This is a genomic window from Tardiphaga sp. (genome assembly GCF_041424195.1).
Lineage (GTDB): Bacteria > Pseudomonadota > Alphaproteobacteria > Rhizobiales > Xanthobacteraceae > Tardiphaga.
This window is the reverse complement of record NZ_JBGMOE010000205.1, coordinates 31,537-57,722: the sequence shown is the minus strand read 5'-3', so window position 1 is coordinate 57,722 and position 26,186 is coordinate 31,537. Positions and strand designations below refer to the sequence as shown.

25 protein-coding genes are annotated in these 26,186 nt (G+C 61.3%); 9 read left to right on the top strand and 16 right to left on the bottom strand.

The window, feature by feature from the left end; genetic code table 11:
* The 5 genes from ACEK02_RS28235 to ACEK02_RS28215 are packed head-to-tail and all read left to right on the top strand — an operon-like array spanning position 1 to position 3,730.
* Complete coding sequence (locus ACEK02_RS28235) at positions 1-861, top strand: branched-chain amino acid ABC transporter permease (RefSeq protein ID WP_371424778.1); 861 nt, start codon at positions 1-3, stop codon at positions 859-861.
* A complete protein-coding gene (locus ACEK02_RS28230) occupies positions 858-1,826 on the top strand; it encodes a branched-chain amino acid ABC transporter permease (protein WP_371424777.1) in 969 nt (322 codons plus the stop codon). The genes ACEK02_RS28235 and ACEK02_RS28230 overlap by 4 nt, the downstream gene beginning before the upstream one ends.
* Positions 1,823-2,548, top strand: coding sequence for an ABC transporter ATP-binding protein (locus ACEK02_RS28225; protein WP_371424776.1), 726 nt, complete (start codon positions 1,823-1,825; stop codon positions 2,546-2,548). Before ACEK02_RS28230 ends, ACEK02_RS28225 begins: the two co-directional genes overlap by 4 nt.
* On the top strand, positions 2,545-3,267 hold the full coding sequence (locus ACEK02_RS28220) for an ABC transporter ATP-binding protein (protein ID WP_371424775.1): 723 nt from the start codon (positions 2,545-2,547) through the stop codon (positions 3,265-3,267). Before ACEK02_RS28225 ends, ACEK02_RS28220 begins: the two co-directional genes overlap by 4 nt.
* Before the next feature lie 58 nt (positions 3,268-3,325).
* Positions 3,326-3,730 carry a carboxymuconolactone decarboxylase family protein gene (locus ACEK02_RS28215; RefSeq protein ID WP_068729678.1) on the top strand — a complete coding sequence of 135 codons (405 nt, stop codon included), beginning with the start codon at positions 3,326-3,328 and terminating at the stop codon, positions 3,728-3,730.
* A gap of 96 nt (positions 3,731-3,826) precedes the next feature.
* Here the strand turns inward: ACEK02_RS28215 and ACEK02_RS28210 are convergent, their stop codons facing one another.
* The 6 genes from ACEK02_RS28210 to ACEK02_RS28185 all read right to left on the bottom strand — a co-directional run bounded on the left by ACEK02_RS28210 (position 3,827) and on the right by ACEK02_RS28185 (position 9,319).
* On the bottom strand, positions 3,827-4,987 hold the full coding sequence (locus tag ACEK02_RS28210; RefSeq protein ID WP_371424774.1) for an acyl-CoA dehydrogenase family protein: 1,161 nt from the start codon (positions 4,985-4,987) through the stop codon (positions 3,827-3,829).
* Positions 4,988-5,229: 242 nt separating this feature from the next.
* Positions 5,230-5,625: a hypothetical protein gene (locus tag ACEK02_RS28205; RefSeq protein ID WP_371424773.1), complete on the bottom strand. Its 396-nt coding sequence runs from the start codon at positions 5,623-5,625 to the stop codon at positions 5,230-5,232.
* A gap of 19 nt (positions 5,626-5,644) precedes the next feature.
* Entirely contained in the window at positions 5,645-6,052 is a 408-nt protein-coding gene (locus ACEK02_RS28200) for a hypothetical protein (protein WP_371424772.1), read from the bottom strand.
* Positions 6,049-7,239 carry a glycosyltransferase family 4 protein gene (locus ACEK02_RS28195; protein ID WP_371424771.1) on the bottom strand — a complete coding sequence of 397 codons (1,191 nt, stop codon included), beginning with the start codon at positions 7,237-7,239 and terminating at the stop codon, positions 6,049-6,051. The genes ACEK02_RS28200 and ACEK02_RS28195 overlap by 4 nt, the downstream gene beginning before the upstream one ends.
* An 8-nt stretch (positions 7,240-7,247) precedes the next feature.
* Complete coding sequence (locus ACEK02_RS28190; protein ID WP_371424770.1) at positions 7,248-8,528, bottom strand: glycosyltransferase; 1,281 nt, start codon at positions 8,526-8,528, stop codon at positions 7,248-7,250.
* Positions 8,525-9,319, bottom strand: a complete 795-nt coding sequence (locus tag ACEK02_RS28185; RefSeq protein ID WP_371424769.1) for a WecB/TagA/CpsF family glycosyltransferase — start codon at positions 9,317-9,319, stop codon at positions 8,525-8,527. Before ACEK02_RS28185 ends, ACEK02_RS28190 begins: the two co-directional genes overlap by 4 nt.
* Positions 9,320-9,528: 209 nt before the next feature.
* On the opposite strand from ACEK02_RS28185, the gene ACEK02_RS28180 reads away from it, so the two are divergent.
* Complete coding sequence (locus ACEK02_RS28180) at positions 9,529-10,626, top strand: endo-1,4-beta-xylanase (protein ID WP_371424768.1); 1,098 nt, start codon at positions 9,529-9,531, stop codon at positions 10,624-10,626.
* 13 nt (positions 10,627-10,639) lie between these two features.
* Here the strand turns inward: ACEK02_RS28180 and ACEK02_RS28175 are convergent, their stop codons facing one another.
* From ACEK02_RS28175 to ACEK02_RS28130, 10 genes are all read right to left on the bottom strand, one after another.
* Entirely contained in the window at positions 10,640-12,079 is a 1,440-nt protein-coding gene (locus tag ACEK02_RS28175) for a polysaccharide biosynthesis C-terminal domain-containing protein (protein WP_371424767.1), read from the bottom strand.
* Positions 12,080-12,082: 3 nt separating this feature from the next.
* Positions 12,083-13,135 (bottom strand): acyltransferase family protein, encoded by a 1,053-nt coding sequence (locus tag ACEK02_RS28170; RefSeq protein ID WP_371424766.1) that lies wholly within the window; start codon positions 13,133-13,135, stop codon positions 12,083-12,085.
* Positions 13,136-13,139: 4 nt separating this feature from the next.
* Positions 13,140-14,246, bottom strand: coding sequence for an acyltransferase family protein (locus ACEK02_RS28165; RefSeq protein ID WP_371424765.1), 1,107 nt, complete (start codon positions 14,244-14,246; stop codon positions 13,140-13,142).
* A 68-nt stretch (positions 14,247-14,314) separates the two neighbouring features.
* Complete coding sequence (locus tag ACEK02_RS28160) at positions 14,315-15,397, bottom strand: glycosyltransferase family 4 protein (protein WP_371424764.1); 1,083 nt, start codon at positions 15,395-15,397, stop codon at positions 14,315-14,317.
* Positions 15,394-16,815 (bottom strand): VpsF family polysaccharide biosynthesis protein, encoded by a 1,422-nt coding sequence (locus ACEK02_RS28155; RefSeq protein ID WP_371424763.1) that lies wholly within the window; start codon positions 16,813-16,815, stop codon positions 15,394-15,396. Before ACEK02_RS28155 ends, ACEK02_RS28160 begins: the two co-directional genes overlap by 4 nt.
* Complete coding sequence (locus tag ACEK02_RS28150; protein WP_371424762.1) at positions 16,812-19,121, bottom strand: GumC family protein; 2,310 nt, start codon at positions 19,119-19,121, stop codon at positions 16,812-16,814. Before ACEK02_RS28150 ends, ACEK02_RS28155 begins: the two co-directional genes overlap by 4 nt.
* A complete protein-coding gene (locus tag ACEK02_RS28145; RefSeq protein WP_371424761.1) occupies positions 19,102-20,526 on the bottom strand; it encodes an outer membrane beta-barrel protein in 1,425 nt (474 codons plus the stop codon). Before ACEK02_RS28145 ends, ACEK02_RS28150 begins: the two co-directional genes overlap by 20 nt.
* 306 nt (positions 20,527-20,832) lie before the next feature.
* Positions 20,833-21,447, bottom strand: a complete 615-nt coding sequence (locus tag ACEK02_RS28140; RefSeq protein WP_371424760.1) for a polysaccharide biosynthesis/export family protein — start codon at positions 21,445-21,447, stop codon at positions 20,833-20,835.
* A 115-nt stretch (positions 21,448-21,562) separates the two neighbouring features.
* A complete protein-coding gene (locus tag ACEK02_RS28135; protein WP_371424759.1) occupies positions 21,563-22,291 on the bottom strand; it encodes a metallophosphoesterase in 729 nt (242 codons plus the stop codon).
* 94 nt (positions 22,292-22,385) lie between these two features.
* Positions 22,386-22,733, bottom strand: coding sequence for a hypothetical protein (locus ACEK02_RS28130; protein WP_371424758.1), 348 nt, complete (start codon positions 22,731-22,733; stop codon positions 22,386-22,388).
* A gap of 376 nt (positions 22,734-23,109) precedes the next feature.
* Here ACEK02_RS28130 and ACEK02_RS28125 point away from each other — a divergent pair, with 376 nt between their 5' ends.
* From ACEK02_RS28125 to ACEK02_RS28115, 3 genes are all read left to right on the top strand, one after another.
* The gene (locus ACEK02_RS28125) at positions 23,110-23,877 is read left to right on the top strand and encodes a sugar transferase (protein WP_371424757.1); all 768 of its coding nucleotides are present in this window, start codon (positions 23,110-23,112) and stop codon (positions 23,875-23,877) included.
* A 126-nt stretch (positions 23,878-24,003) separates the two neighbouring features.
* Positions 24,004-24,795 (top strand): FkbM family methyltransferase, encoded by a 792-nt coding sequence (locus ACEK02_RS28120; protein ID WP_371424756.1) that lies wholly within the window; start codon positions 24,004-24,006, stop codon positions 24,793-24,795.
* 71 nt (positions 24,796-24,866) lie between these two features.
* Entirely contained in the window at positions 24,867-26,186 is a 1,320-nt protein-coding gene (locus tag ACEK02_RS28115) for a UDP-glucose/GDP-mannose dehydrogenase family protein (protein ID WP_371424755.1), read from the top strand.

Genomic DNA, 26,186 nt, shown 5'->3' with positions numbered 1-26,186 from the left:
GTGTCATTTCTTCAAGCAATACTCGACGGGTTGCTGGTTGGCGGCGTTTACGCCGTCATCTCCATCGGCCTGACGCTGGTCTACGGCGTGATGGGCATCGTGAATTTCGCACAGGCGGAATTCCTGATGATCGGCATGTTCGTGTCCTGGTTCGCATGGGCCTATCTCGGCCTTGATCCGGTGCTGGCTGCGCCGTTGTCGTTTGCGGTGGCATTCGGCATCGGTTGGCTGGTGCAGGGGCAATTGATTGCGCGAGTGTTGAAGGCGCCGTCGGTGGCGCAGATCTTTCTGACGGTCGGTCTGCTGATCGTGCTGGAGAACGGGTCGCTGCTGCTGTTCGGCTCGCAATTCCGGTCGGTCACCACGTCCTATCAGACCATGTCGCTGTCGCTTGGCTCGCTGTTCATCAGCGTGCCCTATCTGATCGCCTTTGGCATGTCGCTGGCATCTGGCGTGGCGCTGTGGTGGTTCATGCGCACCAGCTGGTTCGGCCGGGCAATGCGTGCGACGGCGCAGAACCCCATGGCCGCACAGTTGATGGGGATCGATACGGCGCTGATGTACAAGATGGCGTTCGCCCTGGGCGTCGGTCTCACCGCCTTTGGCGGTGCAGTGATCCTGCCTTATGTCACTGTGTTCCCGGGCGTCGGTGGTCAGTATGTGGTGTTGATGTTCACCGTGGTGGTGCTTGGCGGTCTCGGCAGCGTTGCCGGCGCCGTCGTGGGCGGACTTGCGGTTGGTGTCATTCAGGCGTTGTCGTCACTGTTCTTTCCGATCCAGTTGCAGAATCTGGTGTTGTTCCTCGTCTTCATTCTCGTGCTCGCGGTCAGGCCGCAAGGTCTGGTGGGAGCTAGCCGATGAAACGCTGGATTGCGATTGCGGCCGTTCTGGCGGTCGCCTGTGTGTTGCCGCTGCTGCTCAGTCCCACCGGGTACTGGATTCGCGTGCTCACCTTCACGCTGCTGTTTGCGGCCATGGCGCAGGCCTGGAATATCATCGGCGGGCTGGCGAACCAGACCTCGCTCGGTCATGCGGCGTTCTTCGGTATCGGCGCCTATACGTCCACGCTGCTGCTGCTGAAGTTCGGCATCAGCCCGTGGCTTGGCATGCTCGCCGGCGGTGTGCTCGGCGGCGTCGCCGCATTGATCATCGCGATTCCCACCATGCGGCTGCAGGGACATTACTTTGCACTGGCGACGCTGGCCTTTGGTGAAGTCATGCGCGTCATCGCCAATGTCTGGGCGCCGCTGACGGGCGGTCCCGTCGGCATCTCGGTGCCCTTCGTGCCGCCGAATTTCCTGGGCTATTCATTCAAGCAGCTGCTGCCGCACGCCTACATCGCCCTGGCGGCGCTGGTCATCGTCACGGCCATTTTCGAAGTCATCCGTCGCGGCGCGATGGGCTACCGGCTGCGTGCCATCAAGGAGAACCCGGCTGCCGCGGAGGTGATCGGTATCGATACGACCAAGGTGAAACTGCAGACCGCGGTGATCTCCGGCGTCTTGATGGCGATGCTCGGTACGCTTTACGCGCAGGTCGCGGTGTTCTTCGATCCGGATACGGTGTTCAACGCCGCTTCGATCTCCATTCGTGTGGCCTTGATCGCAATTCTCGGTGGCGTGGGAACGGCCATCGGCCCGATCCTCGGGGCGCTGTTTATTGTACCGGTCGAGGAGCTGATGAATGATCTGTTTTCGTCGGGCGCGGCCGGCCTGTCGCAATTGATCTTCGGCATCATCCTGATCGCCGTCATTTTGTGGCGGCCCCGAGGTTTCATCACCGTGTTTGACGCGCTGAAGGCGCGGCTGACGGGAGCACGCTCATGACAATTCTCGATGTGCGTGGCATCTCGCGCCGCTTCGGCGGCCTGCAGGCCCTGTCAGATGTCACCTTCTCGGTTCCGAAGGGCCAGATCGTCGGATTGATCGGCCCCAATGGCGCTGGCAAGACGACGTTCTTCAGCACGCTGGTGGGACTCATTCGCCCTGACAGCGGCAGCATCCAGCTCGACGGCACCAGTGTGGTCGGCCAGAAGCCGCACAAGGTCGCGGCACTGGGCATGACCAAGACCTTCCAGAACGTGGCGCTGTTTGCCGAAAGTTCGGTGCTCGACAACGTGCTGACCGCAGGTCTGCTGCGCCATGACGTGGAGACCGCACGTGCACAGGCGTTGATCTGCCTCGACCGCGTCGGGCTTAAATCCGTCGCGCACAAGCAGGCCGGCAACCTGTCATTTCCCGAACGCGCGCGGGTCGAACTGGCGCGGGCACTGTGCACCGGCCCGAAGGTGCTGCTGCTTGACGAGGTCATGGCCGCCCTCAACCCGGTCGAAATGCAGGAGATCATGGATCTGATCAGATCATTGCGCGATGACGGCATTACCTTGCTGGTGGTCGAGCATCACATGCGGGCGATCATGACCATCTGCGATCGCATCCTGGTCCTCAATTTCGGCCGCCTTCTGGCCGATGGAACGCCGCAGCAGATCGCCAACGATCCGAACGTGGTGGAAGCCTATCTGGGTCGGTCGATGGAGGCCCACAAATGATCGCGCCTCAGCCATTGCTCGAAATCAGAAACCTGAATGCCGGTTACGGCGAGATCGAGGTGCTGCACGGTATCGACCTCGAGATGCAGGAAGGCGAATTCGTCTGCATCATCGGCGCCAATACCGCCGGCAAGAGTACCATCTTGCGCACCATCTCGCGCATGGTCCCGCATGTCACCGGCATCCTCCGCTTTGCCGGCAATGATCTTTCCGGTCGCGCATCGCACGACATCCCGACGCTTGGCATCGCGCATGTTCCCGAAGGCCGCCATGTGTTCCCCGACATGATGGTCGAGGAAAACCTGCTGCTCGGTGCTTTCACGGCGCGCCATGCCGACGACCTGCCGGCGCGCATGGAAGGCATTTTCGAGTTGTTTCCGCGTCTGCGCGAACGTCGCAGCCAGCTGGCCGGCACGCTGTCCGGCGGCGAGCAGCAGATGGTCGCGGTGGGCCGCGCTTTGATGCTGAAGCCGAAACTGCTGTTGCTCGACGAGCCGAGCCACGGTCTCGCCCCGAAGGTGGTCGAGGAGATGCACGACGCCTTCACCAAGATCCACAGCCGTGGAACGTCGATCCTGCTGGTCGAGCAGAATGTCGGACTGGCGCTCGATGTCGCGACACGCGGCTATGTGCTGGAAAGCGGTCGCATCGCACTGCAGGGCACGTCTGCAGAATTGAATGAAAATCCTGCCGTTCGCGCGGCCTATCTCGGCATATGATCGAGGCAGACGGGCGAACGACGTCGACCCCTGGCAATCGCAAATGGAAGGAATAAACATGAGCTACGATCAGACGATCACCCTCGGTGGAATGTTCGATATCGGTCTTGCCGCACGGCGCGAAGTGCTCGGCGCGGCCTATGTCGACAAGTCGATGCAGTCGACGAATGACTTCATGATGTCGTTCCAGCACATCACCACCGAATGGTGCTGGGGCTATGCCTGGAATCGTCCCGGCCTCGATCGCAAGACCCGCAGCATGCTGAACCTGGCGATGCTCACGGCCTTGAACCGCGCGCCCGAAATCAAGCTGCACACCCGCGGAGCGATCACCAACGGCGTCACTGTGGATGAGATCAAGGAAGTATTGTTGCACGCTACCGTCTATTGCGGGATCCCGGCTGGCCTCGACGCCTTCAAGGCCGCCAATGAAGTGCTCAAGGAAATGGGCAAGGTCGAATAGCAGCGACAGCCCTCACGTCCCTTGTCGACGCTCGAGATACCGGTCTTCTCGCGAACGCGAGCCGGGTATCTCGGGCGGTTACTTCCGCCGTGTGCGTCATTGCTGTTCCGCCTTCCATTCGCGCTTGATCTTCTTGGCGAGCGACCATTTGTGGACTTCGGTCGGGCCGTCATAGATGCGGAACGCGCGGATTTCGCGGAAGGCCTGTTCGACGATCGTCTCACCCGAAACGCCGGTGCCGCCCATCACCTGCACGCAACGGTCGGCGATCCGCATCAGCGCTTCCGACACGGCGACTTTGGCCATCGAGCTTTCGGCCGTGCCGAGCGAGCCGGTGTCGAGTACGTCCGCGCACCAGTCGATCATCAGTTCCGACTGTTTGAGATCGATCAGGTTCTCCGCCAGCATGAAGCCGACGCCTTCGTGATCGATCAACGCTTTTCCGAACGCATGGCGACGACAGGCATAGTCGGTGGCGATCTCGTTGGCGCGGATCGCAAGACCCAGCCAGCGCATGCAATGCGACAGGCGCGCCGGGCTGAGGCGGATCTGCGCGTATTTGAAACCGTCGCCTGACGCGCCCAGCATCTGGTCTGCGGGGACACGCAGGTTGTCGATCTCGATCTCGGCATGGCCGCCGGGCATCGAGTTGTCGATCGTATCCAGCACGCGCAGGGTGCGGATCGCAGGATCAGGGAGATCGACGAGGAACATGCAGGCGCCGTCCTCGGACTTCGCCATGACGATGCCGACCCTGGCGCCTTCCGCGCCGGTGATGAACTTCTTCCGCCCGTTGATCACCCAGTGATTGCCATCGAGCCTGCAGGTGGTCTGCATCATCGACGGATCGGAGCCTGCGCCGCCAGCGTCTGCCGGCTCGGTCATGAAGAATGCCGAACGTGCTTTGCCCGACACCAGCGGTTCCAGAAAACGCGTCTTCTGTTCGGCGGTGCCGACCTTGCCGAGCAGATACATATTGCCCTCGTCGGGCGCCATCGTGTTGCAGGCCAGCGGGCCCAGCGGCGAAAGACCGGACTTGATCAGGGCTTTTGCCGTTTCGCGCTGCGTCAGATGCGATCCATCCGCAAGAATGTGCGGGGTCAGAACGCCGGCCTTGCGTGCCTTGTCGCGCAGCTCCTGCACCAGTTCGTCGCTCGGGCCGTGAGGTCCTGTCCGTGGATCTTTCTCGTAGGGGATGACATCGGCGCGGATGAAGGTCTCGATCCTGGCGGCAATGGCGTCGGCGCGATCAGTCATGGATGCGGATACTCCGGTCGATCCCCAGCTCGGCGGGGCCGTGGTGGCGGGATTCAATTATGCGCGGTCGATCACGGCCTGCAGGGGTGATGGCAGCGACGCGGTGGGATAACATCTGCACGAGCAGTATGCCCGATCGCATCGAACTCGGCTACGATGTATCGATGATGCCGGAGGGCGCGCGCCGTCGCTGACCGCGCATGACATGCCGATCGTCCAAGCCCTTGACCGGCGGAAAGGCTCTATTTCGGCGCTGGCGCAGCCGCGTCGAGATTGATGCCCGGAAAGCGCCGTCTCAGGTCCCGCTTCAGCGATCTGAAATGTTCGATATTGGTCTCGAGCGTCCGCAGCCGTGCTTCGCCGATGCGGATCTCGTCGTCCGATTTTTGCAGGAGCTCCGCCCGCGGGTCAGCCTGGCTGTTGACATCCTCGATCTCGTTACCGCCGACAATTGCCGCGATGGAGATGACGTCTTCCAGCCGACGCTTCAGGCCGTCATGCTCGTATTCTGCGCTGCGCATGCCGGAGTCGATGGTCGCCGCAATGGCGAGAACCAGCCGTTCATCGGTGATGCGATCGCGCTCCGGGGAGCGTGTCCGGAACGTCTCGGAGGAGGAGCGAAAGATGCGCTTCAGCATGGCGGCATTTCCCTCTGGCTCAGGTGAGACCCTTGATCTTCTTACACGATGTTGCGGAGCCTGACGACATCTGCACAATGCCCGACGTCGATTTCGTGAGCGCGAGCTCCTTGGCGGAGATGAAGCGTAGCGTGGCTCTGGGGTTGGCCTCGCAGAATCGCGACAGCGTCGCCGCCGTGGCGGGCACCGTGTCCTGTTTGGGGATCACCGCGATGCCGCCATCCTTCAGGATGTAGGCGTCTTTGACGTTCGGCATCGTCGCCGTCTCGGTGCAGACCTTGAACAGGCCTTCATAGACCTGGGGCGGCATGGTGAGATCGCCTGCAAGGCCGCCAAGCAGATATTCCCGGCTCTTGTTGCAGTTGTCGGCTTGTGCGGCACCTGCGGTGAGCACGAGCAGTGCGATGATAGCGGCAAATTGTCTCATGCCGATGCCCTCAGCTCCGATCCGGTCTGCAACGCATCCCCCGATGACGATCGTCGCTTCAGGCCATAGGTTTCTGCGGCACAGCGTTCCCACGACAGATCACGCGCATGGGCGGCGGCACCCGCGCCGAGACGTGCCCGCAGCGCGTCGTCCTCGGCCAGTTGCCGGATCACGTTGGTGATCATGTCGACGCGGGGAGCCACCAGAAGGCCTGACTGGCCGGCGAGCACCGCATCGGGCACGCCGCCGATATTGCTCGCCACGCTCGGCAAGCCTGTGGCACCGGCCTCGAGATAGACAAGACCGAAGCCTTCGACGCGGCCGGACGACTCCGGCACGCCGGTGAGACAAAAGAAGTCCGCCGCACCGTAGATGGCACGAATTTCTTCATTCGATAGCGCGCCGAGCAGTCTGATGTCGCAGTCCGACGCCGTGATCATGCCGCGAAGCTCATCGACATAGTCAGCCTCGCCTTGTGGACCGATGACCAGCCAGGTGACGCGCTGACGCAATTCGTCAGGAAGCTGCGTGAGTGCGGCGAGCGTGAGGTGGTGTCCCTTGCGCCGCGTGAGCCGCGCCACGGTCACCATGACGATCCGGTCGGGCGCAATGTCGTAGATCGCACGCGTGGCGGCGCGATCGGTGCGCCGGCCGGACCAGAAATCGGAGACGCCAAGGCGAATGGCATGGATGCGGCGTTCGTCGATTGCGAATCTTTTGCGGAACAGGTCGCGTGTAAAGTTGCTATTGGCAGCGACCTCGGTGCGTGGCCCGAACACGCCACTGCAGCGGATCGCCAGCCGCTTCAGCGGCGTCTGCGTCTCGTTGATCTCCGTACCGTGCACGGTCATCAGCATCCGCGCCGGCGTGCGACCGCGGGCCAGCGCGATCGGGATAAAGAACGGCCAGTCGGCAGCATGCACCACATCGTACGGCGCCGTACCGATGCGGCTGCGCGCCAGCATGATCTTGGCGGGCAGATCACGCGCCGAATGCAATCCGCCGCTGAAGCGGTGGATTGCGAAGGGCATGGCGCGATCATCGGTTGACGTATCCTGTGCGTAATCGGGAGCGACCAGCGTCACCCGCGCGCCGAGCTGTGTTGCAGCCAGGGCGATCTCGCGGGCATAGGTGCCTATCCCGCCACGTGCGGGAGCATATTCGCTCGATAGCAACAGGATATTCACAAATAGCCTCAGTGTGCCGCGGAGGGCGTCATCGTCATGTTGCGCGAATTCTGGATGTCCTGGTGATAGGTGAAGACGCGCGCCAGTTGCGTGGCCGGCGTGAAATCATTGATGGCGCTGGCAACCTGCGCCGGCTTGATCTCGCCGGTGCCGATCGCGTCGCGGGTATCGAGGAAACGTTGGGCCAGGTTCTCGATCATCTCGTCGCGCGACGCGCTACGCGAAATCAGGTAACCGCTCTCGCCATCATGGATCACCGATTCCAGTTGCGGCAGATGCACGGCGACGACCGGGCGGCCGACCGCAAGCGTCTCGAGCACACAGCGCGGCATGCCCTCGAATTCCGACGTCAGGATGCCTGCATGGGCATTGGCCAATGTGGCGGCCATGCCGACGGCGTCCTTGAATCCGTGCCGGATGGTGATGTCTTCGATCGCGGCGAATTCGGCAAAGCGATGCGGATCGCTGGTCCCGATATAGTGGAATTCGAGATGGCCATGCAGCCGCTCGCGCAGGCGGGCGATGGTGCTGAACATCAACGGCGGATCCTTGAACTCGTCAAGGCGCCCCGCGAAGATGATCCGGAACGGTTCGGTCATCGCCGGAAACGGCTGCGGCTTGAAGATGTCGGTATTGACCCAGGTCCACAGGGTGTCGATCTTGCCGCTCTGACCGGGATATGTCTTTTGCAGCCGCTCGGTGATGAACGGGTTCACGCACAGAAACTTCGCGCTGGTCGTGACGGCGAAACGCTCACCGATATTGTGCACGAACGAATATTTCTTCAGGAGCGAATCCATCTGCAGCTTCGGCGCACCCTCGCCATGCAGCATCTGGATGAACGGGCGGCGCAGCAGCGTCGGCAGCCAGGAAAACTCGACGCGGCGCAGATCGACCGTGCAGCCGCGTTCGCGAATTAACCGCGAGACCGGGCCGAAGTAACGCAGCAAGGCCATGAAGAACTGGCCGGTCAGTGACGAGCGGATGGTGCGCGCGGCCTCTCGGGCCTGCTGGTCGGAATAGTGCAGGATCGGGAGAAAGTCGAAGTCGCGCCCGCGGAACGTCAGCCGTCGCACTTCGCCAAGCTTGAGGTCGCCGATCGAATCCACGCCGACGAACAGGATGTCCGTGTCCGTCGGATGGAAGGTGATGAAGTCGCGGATATAGGTCTCCAGCCCACCCACCTTCTGGCCACGCGGATCGAACGGGTGGATGAGACAGATCTGATAGCGTTGCTTGGCCGGTGCGGCGTTCCGGGCGCGAAGCCCCAGAGTAAGTGTCGAGGTCATGCGGCTTTCCTCATGCGGGCGTTCAGGATTTGTGGAAGCGTACTGGCGATCAAACGTGGTACGGCGGCAGCGCAGCGCGCGTAACGGGGCGCAAGGCGGCGCGGATTGCGCAACATGCGCCACGCCCATTCGAGGCCGGTCCGCTGGGTGAACATGGGTGCGCGAATTTGCGTACCTGCGATGAAGTCGAGCGCCGCGCCGAAACAGAGGCAGCCGGTGCCGTCCAGCTCATCGATACAACGCGAGGCAAACACTTCCTGTCGCGGAGCGCCCAGCGCGAGAAAGCAGAGCTTTGCACCGGATGCGCGGATCTGTGCAATCGCTGTATCCGCCTCCGCTGAATAGGCATCGAAGTTGCGACCGGGCGCAAATGTGCCGACGATCTGCAAGCCCTGATATCGCTTACGCAATTCCGCTGTCGTCTTGTCCAGTGTCGGCCTGTCGGAACCGAACAGAAAGATGGGAAGCCCTTTCTTGCCTGCAGCTTCGCACAAGGGAGCAGCAAGATCAGCGCCGGTTGTTCGCGAAATGGGTTTGCCGAGCAGATGACTGAGAATGACGATCGGAAAACCATCCGCAGTCACGAAGCGTGCGCGCCGATAGGCCGCGCGAAAGTCCGGCTTTTGTTGCAGATGGACGACATGATCGAGATTGAGCGTGCATACGCTGAAGTTATCGCCGCATTCGGCCGCTTCCACGATCGATGAAACGGCTTCGTCGAGTGACGAAATATTGACGGTGACACCGTCAACGGTGAGATTTTGGGCGTGTGGCGCCTGCGTCTGCAACATGTCGCTCCCCTGATGACGATGTGGCCGAGTTACGCGTGAACGAAGTACACAACTTGCTTGCTACAGATGCAGCGAAGAAAGAGGGTGAGTCGAAAATCATCTCCTCGACGTGATGCCATCAAAACGAACTATTGCGACGCAACGATGGCGATGCTGTCGCGCAATATCGAAAGATAGCAGTCACGATTTTGAATCGATGGAGAGTGGATATGTTCGAATGTTCAAGGAGAAAGTCGCTCGCAGTCATCGCCGGCGCGACGCTTGCTATGCAACGACATGCACTCGGCGCGACGCAAACGCAGAGCCTTGGTACGATTGCGGCAAAAAATGGTTTGATGTTCGGCGCGGCTGCGGGGCCGGTGATCGACAAGGATGTTGGATATCGTGAGCTTTACACAACACAGACGAAAATTATAACGACGGACATCGCTCTGAAAATGGGCACGCTTGCGCCGATGGCCGGCCCGAAGCGATTCGAGAGCGCTGATCGATTGCTGCAATTTTGTGCGAGCAATCGCATTCCAATGCGCGGTCATTGTTTGATCTGGAACGAATGGGTTCCGCAATGGATCAAGTCCATGAGCAATTCGGAGCGACAGGCCTTCTTCGATAGTTATATCGATGAAGTCGTGGGACGGTACGCCGGAAAATTACAGTCATGGGACGTCGTGAATGAGCCGTTCTGGCCCGGTCACAAGGCGCCCGGCGGCTATCGTCTCGGCCCGTGGTACGATGCGTTTGGAACCGATTATATCAAGCGCGCCTTCGCCCGCGCCGGCGCGGTGGATAAGAAGACCAAGTTTGTGCTCAATGAGGCACAGGCGGAACGCGATGACGATGTCGGTCTTGCAGTGCGCGCCGGATTATTGCGTCTGGTCGATGAATTGCAGCACGCGGGAGTCCGGCTCGATGTCGTCGGCCTGCAGGGCCACTTGCAGCCGCGCTATCCGCATGATCCCCAGCGGTTCCTGGAATTCGTCCACGCGCTGGCCGAACGCAAGGTCGATATCTACATCACCGAATTCGATGTTCGTGACGACACGTTTCCCGATGACGTGGCCACGCGCGACAAGATGATCGCGGAGACCGGCGGGAAATTCCTCGAAACGGTGCTGCAGGTTCCGGCGGTCAAGGCTGTGATCGCGTGGCAGCTGTCCGATCACTATTCATTCTATACGGACGCCGCGCGAAAGAAGAATCCTCTCGCAGAGCGACTGCCGCGGCCGCTGCCGTTCGATGAGAACATGCAGAAAAAGCCGCTGTGGTACGCAATGGCCCGTGCCCTGGAGACCGCCAAACGGTCGTGACATTTTCGCGACATCAGAGCTCCGAGAGTTGCGGCTGCCGGCGCAGCATCCGAAGCAATGTCGGCCCGTAAAGGATGGCAAGGACCAGCACATAGATCGCCGCGCCCGCGGCGACATGGGCCGCCAGCAGGACATGGTTTGGCGCTTCGGGCAGTTGCGTCAGCAGCGCCCCCATGGCCCCGGTTGCGATGACGATGCGGGCGAGATGCGCCCAGGGCAGGGTCAGGCCGAATTTCGAGAAGCCGATGATGAAGCTGACCAGCGCCGCGGCAATGGCGGAGAGCACGGTCGCGCCGGCCGCGCCGACGAGTCCCCAATAGTGGATGCAGATGAAGCTCGCCACGATCGTCACCAGCGCGTCGATGCTTGAGACGACGATCATCAGCTGCGTCCTGCTGTGCAGGAGAAACACCTGATCGCCGAAATGGGCGCGGATGTTGCGGATCGAACCGGCCAGGGCCGAGAGAGGCAGGATTGCCAGCGTCACCTGCTGGAATGGCGTGGCGATCAGCAGATGCACGATCTCGGCGCGGAGCAGGAAGATGCCCGCAATGCTCGGCGCCAGAATGCCGATGAGCAGCGCACTGTTGTCGGCAAGCTGGCGCATCGCGGCCTTGCTGCCGCCTTGCTCCATGCTCTTGACCGCCAGTGGAAACGCCGCCGCCGTCACCAGCATCGCGGCCACCGCCGCGGCGCGCTGCCCCAGACCGTAACCAACTGCAAAAAGGCCCGCAGCGGCGACGCCGAGCATGTCGTTGACGATGAAGCGCGAGGCATTGAGGCCGACCCAGCCCAGCGCGCCGCCGATGATCAGTGGAATGCCATAGCTCACCGCATGACGAATGATCTCGCGATCGATCGGCCACAGGCGGCGGCTGTAGCCAATGCGCGGCAGGACGACCAAAGCGGCAAAGAGCTGCGCAGCGGCATAGCCCAGCAGCGGCCATTCCGGCGACGGGCCGATCAGCTTGATCAGCACCAGACCGAGAATGAAACCGATCGACGGTCCGACGATCTGCTGGATCGAATAGACGCCGATCTGGTGCCTGACCCGGGCACGCTCGGCGATATAGAGATTGAGGGAGCGGCTGATGACATAAGCGACGGTCGCGCCGAGCAGCGCAGGGTTGGTGTCAGTGGCAATGACTGTATAGAGCACACCGATCACGGCGGCGCTCTGCAACAACAGCGATACGAGGATGACCACGTTCTCGGTGCGATAGAAGCGTTCCGCCTGTTCGCCGTCCTGATAGCGACCGAAGAAGCGCAGCGCATATTGCGACCACCACGCCAGGAACGCGATCTGCAGCAGCTCATGCGTTGCGGTGATCAGCGTGATTACACCCAGCGTATGCTCGTTGACCACATGGGTCCACACGATCATCGCGATCAGCTGGAACATCGGTCCGACGATTTGCGCCGGAAGATAAAGGATCGTGCGCTTCAGCAGCATGGGTCAGGCTCCGAGCCAGCGGGCCGCGCGGGGCGGCGCCCATCGTTGCACGGCGAGCAATGCGCCAAGGCTCAAGGCGACGGTGATCGCATACATCAGAAATGTCCCCGCAACCGGGCCGAACTGGCGCAGTCCGCCATGATCGCGCAAGGCCATGACAATGAAAATATGCCAGAGATAGATGAAGTAGCTGCCGGATCCGAGCATGGCCAGGACCGGCGCGCGGATGCCCAGTGCGAGCAACAAAACGCAGAGCGCAGCGGCGTAGCCGAAGAACGCCATCGAATCATAATCGGCGGCGTCGCCGATCTTCAGCACTCGGACCGCAGCATAGATCACATAGGCCAGCAGCGCCGCAGTAGTGAGTGTCAGGCGCATCGCAGGAAGGGCCGGCCGCGCCGTCGATGCGGCGACCAGCATTCCCAGGGCCATGAAGCTGAACCAGAACGGGATGTCGCGCATGCGCACTTCCTCGATCAGTCCTTCGGACAGCCCGCGCTGGATCAGCAGGGGATCGAGATAGCTGCCGATGATCAGGCCGAAGACGAGGGCAAGCATCAGGACGATGCGCAGTCGCTCATTGGCTTGGGTCGGCACGTGATGGGCGAACCACAGCGTCAGCCAGAGCATGAGCGTACAACCGAGATAGACGAAGACATAGTAATACACGAAGACGTAGGCGAGCACGAAACGGGCGAGCGTCGTTGTCGGTCGATGGTCCATCGCCGGATTCTGCAGTGCCATGTAGAGATAGGCCGCGGCGAAAGCGATTGTGTAGGGGATCAGTGCTGCCATCACGCGCTTGCCGAGCGGAACGCGGCCCGACAGCGCGGTCAGATAGCCGGACGCAAACAGGAAGATCGGAACGCAGGGACGCAGCGCCGCATCGAACATGGTCTTCCACGATGCGTCGAGCGGTTGCTGCAGTGAATGGATGCCGATCACCATCAGAATGGCGAGGCCGCGCATGCTGTCGATGGCCACATCCCGGCTGGCCGTCCTCGTTTGAGCCAGCGGCCGCGCCGTCCCGGGCATCGTCTGTGTTGCATCCACCATCAGGTCACGTCTGCCTTGGCACCGTCGCCGCGGCAATTCGCGTGCTGAAATGGCGATCATAAGCCTCATTGAGAGCACGCCGCATGGGCGTCTCGAAATAGCGCAGCGACAGTATACTGGCGGCCGCAAGAACGGCGATGGCCAGCGGCACCAGGGCGAGCTTGCCGCCGGGAATGACGGGGGCAAGGAAGCGTGCCGCAAGCGTGAGGACGACGGTCGCGACCGGAATATGCAGCATGTAGGAGGAATAGGTCAGCGACGACCAGCGCTCAAAGCCAAGGCGCGAGAACAGCGTGGTCTGGCTGGAGAGGTCGTGATGGATGGCGAGCACTGCGATGAGATAGATCACCGCCAATGCCGCCATGATCGGGAGCTGCGCGCCGAAGATCAGGAACAGGATGAGGGCGGCCGTCAGCAGGCCGGGCATTGCCGGAAGCCGCGCGATCCTGTCGCGAAACAGCCAGCAGGCGATGCCGAGATTGAAGGCGGGTAAAGCGCGGAAGGCGCCGCCCTTGTTGATCCAGTCCGGCCAGGGCTCGGTGCCCATGGTCAGGGCATAGATGCTGTTGGCCAGCAGCGGCAACAGCACGAGGGCCACGATCACCGTCCGGCTCCGCGCGATCGTCAGCACCATCAGCGGAAATAGCACGTAGCAGAAGAGCTCCGCCGACAGGGACCAGCTTGGAAAATTGAAGGTCAGCCGGTCGCCATCGATGGCGTGCAGCAGCAGGAACTGCGCCGGCAGGTCTGAGAACGGATAACGCGCCGGATTGTCGGTCTTGGCAATGCCCGCATGAAGCGCCAGTGCGATCAGGATGTAGAAAGCCAGCGTCGCCAGATGCAGTGGATAGATCCGCGCGAGGCGCCGCCACAGGAAGCGGCCGACCGCAGCGGGTGAGCCGACCTTCGCCAGATACTGGCTGGCAATGACGAAGCCGGAGATGACGAAGAACAGGTCGACGAACAGATTGAAGTGCCAGGTGTGGTCCACCATGAAGCGACCGATTGGCAGTTCCTTGATGTAATCGGAATAATGCAGGATCACGACGGCGCTGGCCGCAACGATGCGCAGCCCGTCGAGATGTCGTGTGCTGGTGTCGCTATCCTGCAAGAAGTCATATCCCCTGTTGAACGGACCGTGCGTGGTCCCGATGCGGCATGGAAGCCGGCGTCACGGTTCTAATGCGCGACGGTGGGCTTCGCTGCCGGACGACGGCCGGCCAACTGCCCGCCGGCAAGTTCGGCGATCAGATCGATGACTATGTCGTGGTCGGTTGCCGCCAGCGCGTTCCAGCGCGCGAGGTTCTCGGTGGCCGACGCAACATACTGCCTGCGCCACCGAGACGCCGCGATGGCCCCGCCGATCTGCGACGCCGCGGTGCCATGATCCGATGGATCGATGAAGATGCCGGATGTTCCCAGTACCTCATGAAACACGGGCGCATTCGGTGCCACGATCGGCAGGCCGGCATACTGGGCTTCGAGCAGGGGAAGGCCGAGGCCTTCGTCATGCGAGGTGCACAGGAAGATATCGGCCTCATCGAGAATCCGTGTCACATTCTCGGACGACTGGTAGCCGTGCAAGGTCACACACGACATGCGTTCCAGCGTCTTCCAGTCATCGCCCCAGCCCTTGCGGCCAACGATATCGAGGGTGGCGCCGGGAAAGCCGTGCCGGCGCAGTTCACGGACGATATTGGCCGCGGCGATGAAGTTCTTGCGTGGCTCCACGGTGCCGAGGGCCACGACGCGCAGCGGCGATGTCTCGGGCTCGCGTTCGGCGCGCTCGGCGGATTGCAGGTTGAACACGTTGCGCACTGGCGGGCGATACAGCGTGATCTCGGCGTCCGGACGACAATGCTCGGCCAGCTTGCGCTGGGTGTCGCGCGAATTGGTCAGGAAGCGCGGATAGTTCTTGAGCGCGATCCTGAAGGGCGCCGCCATATAGAGTCGCGCACGCGCATTGAGATCAGCCCGTCGCGTCAGCAGGAAGTCGTCATGCATATAGGGCAGCACACGCGATGAAAACATCCGCAGCAGCGGGCTTGGCGGAAAGCCGGGGCACAGCAGGAACGACGAGGGAGACGCCAGGCGCATCGGTAGACCGAAAGTCTGCGTCGCGACCATCTGCCCGGTGCCGCGCGAGGTGATGGGCACGACATCGAGTGGCGCCAGCGCCTGCTCCGAGAACAGCTCGAGTGTGATCCGTTCGAGCCCGGTCACATGGCGTCCGAGATGGGTGTGATCGACATAGATGGTCATGCGAACTCCTGATCCCGGGGGATGGCGCGGACATGCGGGGCGGCCATCGGCGGCCTCGCGTGAAGTGGACGGGGCGGCGCCTTGGCCGGTGCCCGTTCGCGCGGCAGCAGCAGCGCGATGAGCAGGACAAGCTGCGCCAGCTGGATGTTCTTCGACGAGAAACTCACGGAACTCGCGGCGATCATCAGGATCAGCAGCACGATGGCCCATGCGGCGCGATCGGACCGGCGCAAAAGTTCAACGAAGAAGCAGGTCAGCCCCAGCGTGATCAGGATGGTGTGGATGAGGCCGAATTGCACGATGCAGGACACCCAGAAATTCTCGATGCCGTAATTCAGCCCGAGCTGCGACTGCAGCGCATTCACGCGAACCGGATTGGGCCCGAGGATCAGTTCGCTCCATTGGAAATGGTTGAGCATGTCGAAGGTCGCAAAGCGGGCCAGGGCGCTGCCTTTGTCGGACGAGAAGCGCAGCAGCATCTTGTCGAAGATGCCGAGATAGAAAGCGGCGAACACGACGCCCGCAGCGACAAAGATGAAGCAGATTGCGCCAACCGCGAACAGCAGCGGCACGCGCTTGCCGCGGATCAGACGGATCGTTTCGAGCAGGCCGAGGCAGGCCAGCACCAGCAATACCGTCATCAGCGCGGTGCGGCCGCCGAAGGCCATTAGCGAGCCCAGACTGAAGGCGATCAGTGGCACGCGGATCAGGATCGGCGGGCAGATGGCCGGTCGCAGCACCAGCGCCATGATATAGGCGCCGACGATGCCCGAGGCCGTGAGCGGATGGCCGAGGAGCGCGGCCGAGCGCCATTCACCGACCACCAGCACGCTGCCGAGCGTCAGCGGAATGATGCGGTGGCCGGAGAAATATTCGTAATAGCCAATCAGGATGTTGAGCAGCAGCGTCGCATGGATGGCCCAGACCAGCGGCCGCCGCTGCGCGGGCGTCAGCCGCCAGATCAGCAGGCACAGCAAGACCGGCAGCAGGAATGTGTCGATGATGACCGTGAACGGGCGTTCCAGCACGAACATCTGGATCAGCAGCACGAACCAGCAGAACAGATGCACCAGCAGCAGCTTGGCGTCCGTGAAGGCGCGGTTGATCTCGCCGATCGGATCGCCGTCGCGCATCAGCAGCAGAAGCGTCGCGATGAAAGTCGCATAGGTGCCGGGGTGCAGCTTCTCCAGAAAATTGCCGCCGGGTGTCAGATAGTGGATCTTGAGATTGGTCAGAACGCCGCCGGACAGCGTGAAGATCGCGACGATGGCGCCGAGCAGAACGCCCACAATCATGAGATTGATGAGCTGGGCTATATTGACGATCTGACGTTGTTGCGGAATGCGCGCGCGCTGGCCTGCCGCGGCGAGACCGCCGTTGCGATGAAGCCTGAGCGGTGCGGTCCGGGCCAATGTCAACGCCCGGCTCCCGCACCGGCGGCAACGCCATAGGGCTTCAGATAGGCCGAGCTGCGATAATAATCGTAGAAGCGGATCTTGCTGAGATCGACCTGGGTCAGCACGGTACCGAGGATGCGGTCATGCACCGGAGCCAGCAGCTCCATGGTGTGGGTGACGACCTCGCGCGGTGTCTTATCCCAGGCCATGGCCAGCAGAATCCGGTCGGCGAGTTCGGCCAGTGCGCGGCCGTCGACCAGCGGAATCAGCGGCGGCGAGTCGATGATGATCAGCTCATAATGCGGTTTCAGGCGGTCGAGGATCTCGACAATTTGCTCCGAGAACATCAGCTCGGTGATGGCATCGACGTCCTTGATGGCAGGCGAGGGCAGGATCGAGAGGCCGGTGCTGCGATCGAGCAGGATAGCGCGCTCCAGCGGTACCTCGCCAGTCGCCACCTGCAGGAGGCCGGCATCGGCATTGGGGCTGACGGCGCGTGTCAGGCCGGGATTGCGCAGATCGCCGTCGATCAGCAGCGTCTTGATGCCGAGCGTGGCGAAGGACAGCGCGAGATTGCCGGCGAAGGTTGTCTTGCCCTCGCTTTCGAGGCCCGACGTCACCAACACCACCTTGACCGTGTCGATCTTGCGCGCACGCTGGATTGCCAGACGTACGGCGCGGATCGCTTCGGCGAAGAATGTGCCGGGCTCCTCGATGGCATAGCGCATCAGCGGAGGCTGCAATGCGGCCGGCAGCAGCCGCATGGTGCGCGGATCGTAATTGCCGAGTTCGGTGCGGCCGCGTTTGGCGCGTCCTGCGAGTTCGCGGCTGCTGATCGACGGCAAGGCTGCCAGAGCGGGGACGCCCGATATGTTTTCAGCCTGTTCGAGGGTCTTGATCCGGCCGTCGAGATAGTCGGTCAGGAATGCCAGCACGGTGCCACCGCCGAGGCCGAGCAGGATAGCCAAGCCGAGAATCAGCATCGTCTTCGGCGCCGACGGCTTCAGCGGAACGCTGGCTGAACTGACGATGCGGGAGTCCGGCATCTCCAGGCTTTCCTGCGCCGTCGTTTCCTTTGAGCGCGCCAGATACGACTCATAGAGCGTGCGGTTGGCTTCCGCCTCGCGCTGCAGCTCATGCAACCGGACCACGGCCTGACCGGACGTGCTGGACACGCCTTGCAGCTTGTCGAAACTGTCCTGCAGCGAGGCCTCGCGGGATTTCGCGACGTCATAATCATGCGTCGTGCTTTGCACGATGCGTGCGATTTCCTCATTGATCAGCCGCTGCGTGTCCCTGAGCTGCGCCCGCACATTGGCCACCTGCGGATGCCGCGGACCGTATTTGCTGGTCAGGTCGGCTTCGTTCTTGGCGATATCGGCATATTGTGCGCGCAGCTTGCTCACCATATCCGAGGAGACGGCGGCATTGAGCCCGCCGGCATCGCCGCCGGTTTTCGCCAATTGCTGCACCTGATCGAACTTGGCGCGCGCCTCGGCGGTCTGCACCCGGGCGGCAATCAGCTTGTTGTTGAGATCGGTGATTTGCTGGTCGTTGACGGTCACGCCCTGCGCGACGGCGAGATTATTGGCGGCGCGATAATCCGCGACCGCCTGTTCCGAGGTCACGACGCGATTCTTCAGCGCATCGATCTGGCCGCCGAGCCATTTGGCTGCGATACGCGTCGCGTCATATTTGGCGCGCACCTGTTCCTCGAAATAGGCGTCGGCGACGGCATTGGCGATGGTGGCCGCCTTTTGCGGCGATTCCGAACTGACGGCGATGTCGACCAGGAAGGTCGTGCCTTGCCGTGTCACCTTCATGCGGCGCTGGAGCAGATAGATAGAGTATGCGCGCGCGGCGTCCTGCGGGCTCACGCCGTCGACGGGGGTGTCGCTGCGAAACAGGTTCCGGATCGGATCGAGCAGGCCCGGCTTAGCCATGAACTCGGGGTCCTGCGTCAGCTTCAATTTGTCGGCCACGCGCTGCAGAATGGTCAGCGACTGGATCAGCAGCGTCTGGCTTTCGATGGTCGCATCATCGGTGCCGAAATTGGTCAGCACCGACTGGTTGGTCTCGACCACATTGGCGCGGCGCGGATCGACCAGCACCGTGGAGGTCGCCGTATAAAGAGTGGTGGCCGTCAGGACATATGCCAGCGCGATTCCGCCCAGCACGGCGGCGGGCAACACGACCGCACGCCAGCGCCGCCGCAGGATGCGCGCCATCTCCCTGAGATCGACGGTCGGCGCCTGCCAGCCTGCAACCGCAGTCGGGACCGGCTCCGGGGGCGCCGGAAAGGGCTGGTCAAAATTGCGCTGTAACATTGAGCCCTACCTGATGTTTGTCGTAACTGAAGGTGGGTATATCGCTGTCGCGCGATGTGTAGCGGTGATAGGCCGAGATCGCGCTGAAGCGGTTCATCAGATACTTCACGCTGGCATTCGTCGTGGTTACGCGGTCCTTGCGGGCCTGGCCGAAGAAGCGGTCGATCTCATAGGCGCCCGTCAGCGACAGGATGACGTTGCGACGCAGTTCGTAGTCGACACCGACCTGCACGGCATTGGCCAGCACGCCGGTCGAACTCGTATCGGATGTCTGCGTAACGAGTTGTTCGGCCTTGACGTGGATGTCCATCAGCCGCGTCGGGCTCCAGGTGAGCTTGGCGCGATAGGATGGTCCGTCGACGGTGCCGATCAGGGGATTGTCGAAACGCTGCTCGACATAGCCGCCGCCGAATTCACCGCGGATCAGATTGCCGAAACCGACCGTGAAGCCGGACAGGGCGCGATAGCCGGTGGAGTCCAGCGTCTGGCCGGGCACGCCGCGGATATTGCGCTGGTTGCCTTCGACGCCGCCGAACCAGCCGAGCACCGGCGAGAACGCATAATCGACGCGGCCATGAAGCGCATAGATCTGGCCGTCGCGGCTGCTCTGGTCGATGAGATTGCCATCCTGCGCACGCGCCGTGCCGTAATCGTACGAATCGACCCGCGCGCCGATCGATGTCGCGAGCCGGTTGAATTCCTTGCGGACGGTCAGGTCGCCGGACATCAGGTTATAAGGAGTCGGCGTCACGGCATTGGCGGGCGAACTCAGTGAGCCCACACCCTCGTTGAGATGCGCGATCTGGAAACTGCCCAGCACGACCATGTCATTGGCGATATCGATCCAGCCGGCGCCCTTCAGGCTCACATCGGTCTGGTCGAGACTCGAATTTTCGTTATAGGCCGTGGTTCGTGAATTGAGCTTGATGTCGATGCCGTGTCGTTCCCACAGCGTGTGGGCACGCAGGCTCGGTTCGACCACCGCCGCGACGTCGCCGCGCTTCTGGGTGTTCGAGGCAAACACATTGCTGTCATAGAGCGCGCCCGTCATCAGCGACGGGTTGAACATCCAGGATCCCTGGCGGATGCCGATGGGTTCATAGCCAGGTTGCTGTCGCTTTCTCACTGGCATGTCCTCGGGCGCTACTTCTTCCCGACTATCCCGGTCGACCAGATCGGGCAGCGCGGTCGGCTCGAAAATCCGCTGCGCATTCCAGGGCGGTGCGAGTTCGTCGTTGGTCGCCGGAATCGCCTGAGCATTGGCGGGTGATGCAATACCGAGCAGAATGACGGTGGCTGGCCACGGAGCGATGCGAAGGGCGCGGCGCGCGACGGCAATCGACCGCAGCCCCTCCGGTCCTTCGCTGATCGCATCCGATCCTGCTGACGCAAGCATACATTTCATCACTCATCCCTTGCGAAGGAACTGCATTCCCCCGCTATCGAACTGTCGTCGAGACTTGATTGCCGCTTAGAAATTCACCTCGGCGCTTACAAACTCGGCAAGCCCGTGATGAATGCCGCGCCCCCACTAGCGCACTCAACACTCGTCTGATGAAACGTCCTCTCCTTGCTGCCTTCAGTGTGAAGTGCGAAACGAGATCATCGCAGTGCACAAGAATACGCATCGCAAAAAGTCGAGACTATGGCGACGCGCGACATGAAGCCGCGCGTTGTCACTACACATCAGACAAAATCAAAAATGATGAGCTCAGAAGTATCGTTCCGGGACACGAACATTGTCGCCGGGAAATATCAGCACGGGTGAATCGAGAGCATGGATTTCTTCGACGGTTGAGCCCGATCGACGCAAATACACTTTGTTCTCATTGGCGCGATAGGTGAATCCACCTGCGGTCGCGACCGCGTCCATCACTGTGAGGCCCGTACGATAAGGATATTCACCGCTCTTCTTCACCTCGCCGAGGATATAGAAGGGGCGATACAGCGCGATTTCCACATTCACGCGTGGGTCTCGCACGATTCCCTTGGCCAGTGCGGAAGCGATGCCCTTTTCCAGTTGCCGTGTGGTCAGCCCAGCGGCCTTCACGTGGCCCGCAAGTGGAATAGACACAAATCCGTTGCTGTCGACTTCGTATTCGCCGGTGATATCACCCTCGCCATAGACCTTCAGACGGATCCTGTCAGTCGGTCCAAGAAGATAGGTGCCTGACGGCGAGGCTGCAGAAATCCGTTGGTCCTGGGCGAGCGCGATGGACGGAACGACTGCAGCAAGGAGGAGTGAAAGCACCGGCACTATCAAGATGCCCGCGCATCGGTTCGTTCGCAACATGTTAGACCCCCAACACAACATCACTGTGATCATCTGCATCAATTCGATGACAATTGAACGGATGACATTCGCGCGAGAGTGTCCGACAAAAAACGGCGAAAGAATGTGGTGGGCTCACAGAGTGCGCTGATTGCGTATGAGTGTGTTTTTACAGAACCAGAATCTCGGTGCCTTCGATGGCGATGCAAGTGAGAGTTCCGCTGTGCCACGCCCCCGTGTCGATGTTCACACGGTTGTCTCTGATATCAGGATGGGGAACCGGGGTGTGTCCGTGCACCACATAGACGCCATGATCGTTCTTTGAATCGAGAAACTCATCTCGGATCCACATCAGATCGCGAGGATCTTGCGCTGATAGCGGGACGTTCGGGCGTATGCCCGCGTGAACGAAAAGAAAGTCGCCGCATCTGATATTGTTCCGCAAACAGCGCAAGAAAGCGTCATGCGCCGGCGGGAACGCGGCGCGGAAAGCGCGCTGTACGTCGCTCGCGGTCGCGGTCCGTGATGGAGAAACGCCATAGGATGCAAGGGTCTGGAGACCGCCGAGCTGGCGCCAGTAATCGAGCACGCTGGCATCTGCCAGAAAGTCTTCCAGGATAGCTTCGTGATTGCCGCGCAGGCAGATTGCATGGTTATGAACCATGCGGACTGCCAGCAAATCGATCACACCTTTTGAATCCGCGCCACGATCGATGTAGTCGCCGATATAGACCTCCGCCGCATAGGCGATCGGGCGACGTTGAATGTCCTCATCGATACGCGCGATGGTTTCCTGCAGCAGGTCGGCGCGTCCGTGAATGTCGCCGATCGCATAGATGCGCGTATCGGGCGGCAGGGCCGCCTTGTTCGAACCTGACCTGGAGAGGGAGCGCGGCATTGTGTGCAAACTACGATCAGGGAACCGTCGCGGTCAATTTCAGTCGGTTGCGTAATGCCTTGAGACTCATAAAGCTTTGAGGATCGTGAGGAGCTCAGAAGAAAATCATGCGACAGGCGACGATCACAGCGACCCAGACGGCCGCGTTGATCAGAAGAAGTCTATTTCGCAATTTGCGGCCAGATGCGTTACGCACCTCGCGGGTAGCGCTATCCACAGGGCTGGACGTCGCCGCAGTATCCGCGCCGATCACCTGCGGGGGAAATGAGATGACCCCTCTATTCATCCGAGGTGTTCGTCGAGCGACCATGGCGATGCCGGCAATATCTGGCGGAGTGAGCATTCTCAGCGCGCAACATAATGGGCGCGCTTTAGTATCGAATGAAAAATCAAGCTCGAATCGATTGCCGCCTGGTGGCGATTTGTTAATTGCTGAGATCATGCACCCGATCTCGCAACGACGCGATGCAATTCATCGATCTCGGTAGTTCAATTATTTTGCATGGCTGCCGTGAATGAGATGCAGCGCAATAGATACGCAAAACGTTCTAACCGCTTCCTCGCACAAAGAATTTTGCGCGCCGCACAATTATATCAATATTGCGACTGCGTAACGTTGCACGCCAATACCGTTTTGCCGCCCCAATTCGTTCGCACAGTTAAGAAATCTTCAGTGATGAAGGTTCTTGCTGGTCGACGAACATGGTTTCGCAATTGCGAATGTTTGTCGAAGGGAAGGGCTCTGAGTTCGCATGCCTGCCACGTGGGCATGTTTCTATCCGATTATCGCGCACCAAGTTCCAGCAGGGAGCGAGAGCATGGCCTCTACAGTTTCAGTTGGTTTTGATCGCAACAAGGTGACGCCGCTCTGGAAGGAGCGGCAGTTCATTTCCGTGCGGCCTGTCGAGTTTGCCGGGCATGGGTCCTATCGCAACAGTGCCTATCGCCGCCGGCGCACCACCCAGGTGGCGCGGTGCGAGCCATCGGAGTCGATTGCCAAGCGATTGTTCGACATGGCAGCCGCGGGCTCGGCCCTGCTGTTCCTGGCGCCGCTGCTGATCACCATCGCAATCATCATCAAGGCGACCTCCCCGGGTCCGGTGTTCTTCACCCAGTATCGCTATGGCTACCGCAACCGGTTCTTCAAGATCTACAAGTTCCGCTCGATGCGCACCGATGCCGGCGACAAGCGCGGCATTCAGCAGACCGTCGAAGGCGACGCCCGGGTGACGCGGATCGGCAAGCTGCTGCGCAAGACCAGCCTCGACGAGATTCCGCAGCTCATCAACGTGCTCAAGGGCGATATGTCCCTCGTTGGGCCGCGGCCCCACGTGCCGGGCATGCTGGCCGCCAACGTGCTCTATGAAGATCTCGTGCCGTATTACTTTACGCGTCACAGCGCACGGCCCGGCATCACCGGTCTGGCCCAGGTGAGCGGCTGCCGCGGCAGCACCGTCGAGGCGCCACGGGCGATCTCGCGCATCGATTACGACCTCGATTATATCGAAAAATGGTCGATGCGCATGGACATCATGATCATCGTGCAGACTGTTCGGCGCGAATTCCTTTCCGGCAGTGGCTTCTGATGCCGACGATCGTCTGAGCGAGAGCGCGGCGCCCACATCACACATTGCAGACATTGCGCTGGCGGAGCATCGCCGGGCGTTTGGATTTTTTTGCCTTGAAACCAGCCTCGAACGAAGGGTGACGCCATGACCGCGACGCAACGGACCAAGCAGCTCCTGAAAGACGCTTTCCCCTCGATGTATCTGCGCTGGCGCTTCATGAAGCGTCCGAAATCAGCGGAGCGGGAACTGGCCTATCTCGACAAGATCGTGCCGCAGGGCGCTGTCACGGTGGATGTCGGCGCCAATTGCGGTCTCTATACCCAGCAACTGGCGCGGCTGTCCGGTCAGGTCCATGCGTTCGAGCCGTCGCACGAGATGGCCGACCTGTTGCGGCGGACCTCGGCGTCCAATGTCCGCATTCATGAAGTGGCGCTCTCGGATCATGAAGGCGATGCCGAGCTTTACACGCCGCAAGGCGAGGACGGGCTCGTTTACGGACGGGCCTCGCTCGAGCAACAATATGAGCCGTCGGTGAAGCAGCTGGTCGCGACGCATGTTCCTCTGGCGCGTCTCGATGGTGTCGTGCGTGAAGATGTGTCCTTCGTGAAGGTGGACGTCGAGGGGCACGAGTTGAACGTCTTGCAGGGCGCCGTCGGGCTGATCGACCGGTGTCAGCCTGTGTTCCTGGTCGAGGCAGAGGATCGCCACCGTGCCGAGGCGACGCGCTCGGTGTTCGATTTCTTCCGCGACAAATCCTATCGCGGTTTCTTCCTCCAGGACGACGCGGTGGTCTCCATCGATCATTTCGATGCCGGGGAAATGCAGGTCGCCGATGCGCTGCTGCCCAATGGTGGCCGCAAACCCGGGCAAGCCTACGTCAACAACTTCTTTTTCTTTCCGCAGCATCTCGACGGCGAGTTGATCCTCAACAGCTGAGGCGCATGCGGAATTCTCGGGGGATGTCCGGGTCGTTCTGACCGCGGACTGTTTACAAGACAGGACATGCAATGCGAATTGCCATGATTGGCGCGGGCTATGTGGGGCTCGTGTCGGGGGCGTGCTTTTCGGACTTCGGCCATCACGTCACATGCGTCGATACGGATCAGGGAAAGATCGATGCGCTGAACAGTGGCGAGATCCCGATCCATGAGCCGGGTCTCGATGCGCTGGTGGCGAGCAATGCCAAGCAGGGACGGTTGAAATTCGTTACCGACGTCGAATCCGCTGTCGGTGCGGCCGAGGTGGTGTTCATCGCCGTCGGCACGCCCTCGCGGCGCGGTGACGGCCATGCGGACCTCTCCTATGTCTATGCAGCGGCGCGCGAGATCGCGAAGGCCATCAAGAAGTTCACCGTCGTGGTCAACAAGTCGACGGTGCCGGTCGGTTCCGGCGACGAGGTCGAGCGCATCATCCGCGAGGAGAACCCGGATGCCGAATTCGCCGTGGTTTCGAACCCCGAATTCCTGCGCGAAGGCGCTGCTATCAGAGACTTCAAACATCCCGATCGCATCGTCATCGGTTCCGGCGACCAGCGCGCCAAGGACGTGATGGCGGAAGTCTACCGGCCGCTGCATCTCAATTCATCGCCGATCATGTATACGGATCGCCGCACGGCCGAGCTGACCAAATACGCCGCCAACTCGTTCCTGGCGACCAAGGTGGCCTTCATCAACGAGATCGCCGATCTCGCCGAGAAGGTGGGTGCCAATGTGCAGGAAGTCGCGCGGGGCATCGGCCTCGACAACCGGATCGGCCTGAAGTTCCTGCATGCCGGGCCGGGCTATGGCGGCTCGTGTTTTCCGAAGGACACGCTGGCACTGATCAAGACCGGCCAGGATTACGAAGCGCCGTTGCGCATCGTCGAGACGGTTGTGGCCGTTAACGACCAGCGCAAGCGCGCGATGGCGCGCAAGGTGGCTCATGCCTTTGGCGGTAATCTGCGGGGCAAGTCCATCGCCATTCTCGGCGTGACCTTCAAGCCCAACACCGACGACATGCGGGACGCGCCGTCGATTCCGCTGATCACGGCATTGCAGGATATGGGCGCAGAGGTGCGGGTCTATGATCCCGTGGGCATGGAGCAGGCGAAGAAGGTGTTTGAGAACGTCACCTTTTGCGAGGGGCCCTATGAATGCGCGCGCGGTTGCCACGCCATGGTCATCGTCACCGAATGGGAGCAATTCCGCGCGCTGGATCTCAAGGAGATGGCGGCGATCATGGCCTGTTCGGTGATCATCGATCTCCGCAACATCTATTCGCCGGATGAAGTGACGCGGAACGGATTTCTCTACAGCGGCGTCGGGCGGCCACAAGCAGTGGCCTACTGA

What these genes read in the sequence shown, in the direction of transcription:
- ACEK02_RS28230 (WP_371424777.1), top strand. Translation starts at nt 858, where the DNA reads ATGAAACGCTGGATTGCGATTGCGGCCGTTCTGGCGGTCGCCTGTGTG.
- ACEK02_RS28225 (WP_371424776.1), top strand. Translation starts at nt 1,823, where the DNA reads ATGACAATTCTCGATGTGCGTGGCATCTCGCGCCGCTTCGGCGGCCTG.
- ACEK02_RS28220 (WP_371424775.1), top strand. Translation starts at nt 2,545, where the DNA reads ATGATCGCGCCTCAGCCATTGCTCGAAATCAGAAACCTGAATGCCGGT.
- ACEK02_RS28215 (WP_068729678.1), top strand. Translation starts at nt 3,326, where the DNA reads ATGAGCTACGATCAGACGATCACCCTCGGTGGAATGTTCGATATCGGT.
- ACEK02_RS28210 (WP_371424774.1), bottom strand. Translation starts at nt 4,987, where the DNA reads ATGACTGATCGCGCCGACGCCATTGCCGCCAGGATCGAGACCTTCATC.
- ACEK02_RS28205 (WP_371424773.1), bottom strand. Translation starts at nt 5,625, where the DNA reads ATGCTGAAGCGCATCTTTCGCTCCTCCTCCGAGACGTTCCGGACACGC.
- ACEK02_RS28200 (WP_371424772.1), bottom strand. Translation starts at nt 6,052, where the DNA reads ATGAGACAATTTGCCGCTATCATCGCACTGCTCGTGCTCACCGCAGGT.
- ACEK02_RS28190 (WP_371424770.1), bottom strand. Translation starts at nt 8,528, where the DNA reads ATGACCTCGACACTTACTCTGGGGCTTCGCGCCCGGAACGCCGCACCG.
- ACEK02_RS28185 (WP_371424769.1), bottom strand. Translation starts at nt 9,319, where the DNA reads ATGTTGCAGACGCAGGCGCCACACGCCCAAAATCTCACCGTTGACGGT.
- ACEK02_RS28180 (WP_371424768.1), top strand. Translation starts at nt 9,529, where the DNA reads ATGTTCGAATGTTCAAGGAGAAAGTCGCTCGCAGTCATCGCCGGCGCG.
- ACEK02_RS28175 (WP_371424767.1), bottom strand. Translation starts at nt 12,079, where the DNA reads ATGCTGCTGAAGCGCACGATCCTTTATCTTCCGGCGCAAATCGTCGGA.
- ACEK02_RS28170 (WP_371424766.1), bottom strand. Translation starts at nt 13,135, where the DNA reads ATGGTGGATGCAACACAGACGATGCCCGGGACGGCGCGGCCGCTGGCT.
- ACEK02_RS28160 (WP_371424764.1), bottom strand. Translation starts at nt 15,397, where the DNA reads ATGACCATCTATGTCGATCACACCCATCTCGGACGCCATGTGACCGGG.
- ACEK02_RS28150 (WP_371424762.1), bottom strand. Translation starts at nt 19,121, where the DNA reads ATGTTACAGCGCAATTTTGACCAGCCCTTTCCGGCGCCCCCGGAGCCG.
- ACEK02_RS28145 (WP_371424761.1), bottom strand. Translation starts at nt 20,526, where the DNA reads ATGAAATGTATGCTTGCGTCAGCAGGATCGGATGCGATCAGCGAAGGA.
- ACEK02_RS28140 (WP_371424760.1), bottom strand. Translation starts at nt 21,447, where the DNA reads ATGATCACAGTGATGTTGTGTTGGGGGTCTAACATGTTGCGAACGAAC.
- ACEK02_RS28135 (WP_371424759.1), bottom strand. Translation starts at nt 22,291, where the DNA reads ATGCCGCGCTCCCTCTCCAGGTCAGGTTCGAACAAGGCGGCCCTGCCG.
- ACEK02_RS28130 (WP_371424758.1), bottom strand. Translation starts at nt 22,733, where the DNA reads ATGATCTCAGCAATTAACAAATCGCCACCAGGCGGCAATCGATTCGAG.
- ACEK02_RS28125 (WP_371424757.1), top strand. Translation starts at nt 23,110, where the DNA reads ATGGCCTCTACAGTTTCAGTTGGTTTTGATCGCAACAAGGTGACGCCG.
- ACEK02_RS28120 (WP_371424756.1), top strand. Translation starts at nt 24,004, where the DNA reads ATGACCGCGACGCAACGGACCAAGCAGCTCCTGAAAGACGCTTTCCCC.
- ACEK02_RS28115 (WP_371424755.1), top strand. Translation starts at nt 24,867, where the DNA reads ATGCGAATTGCCATGATTGGCGCGGGCTATGTGGGGCTCGTGTCGGGG.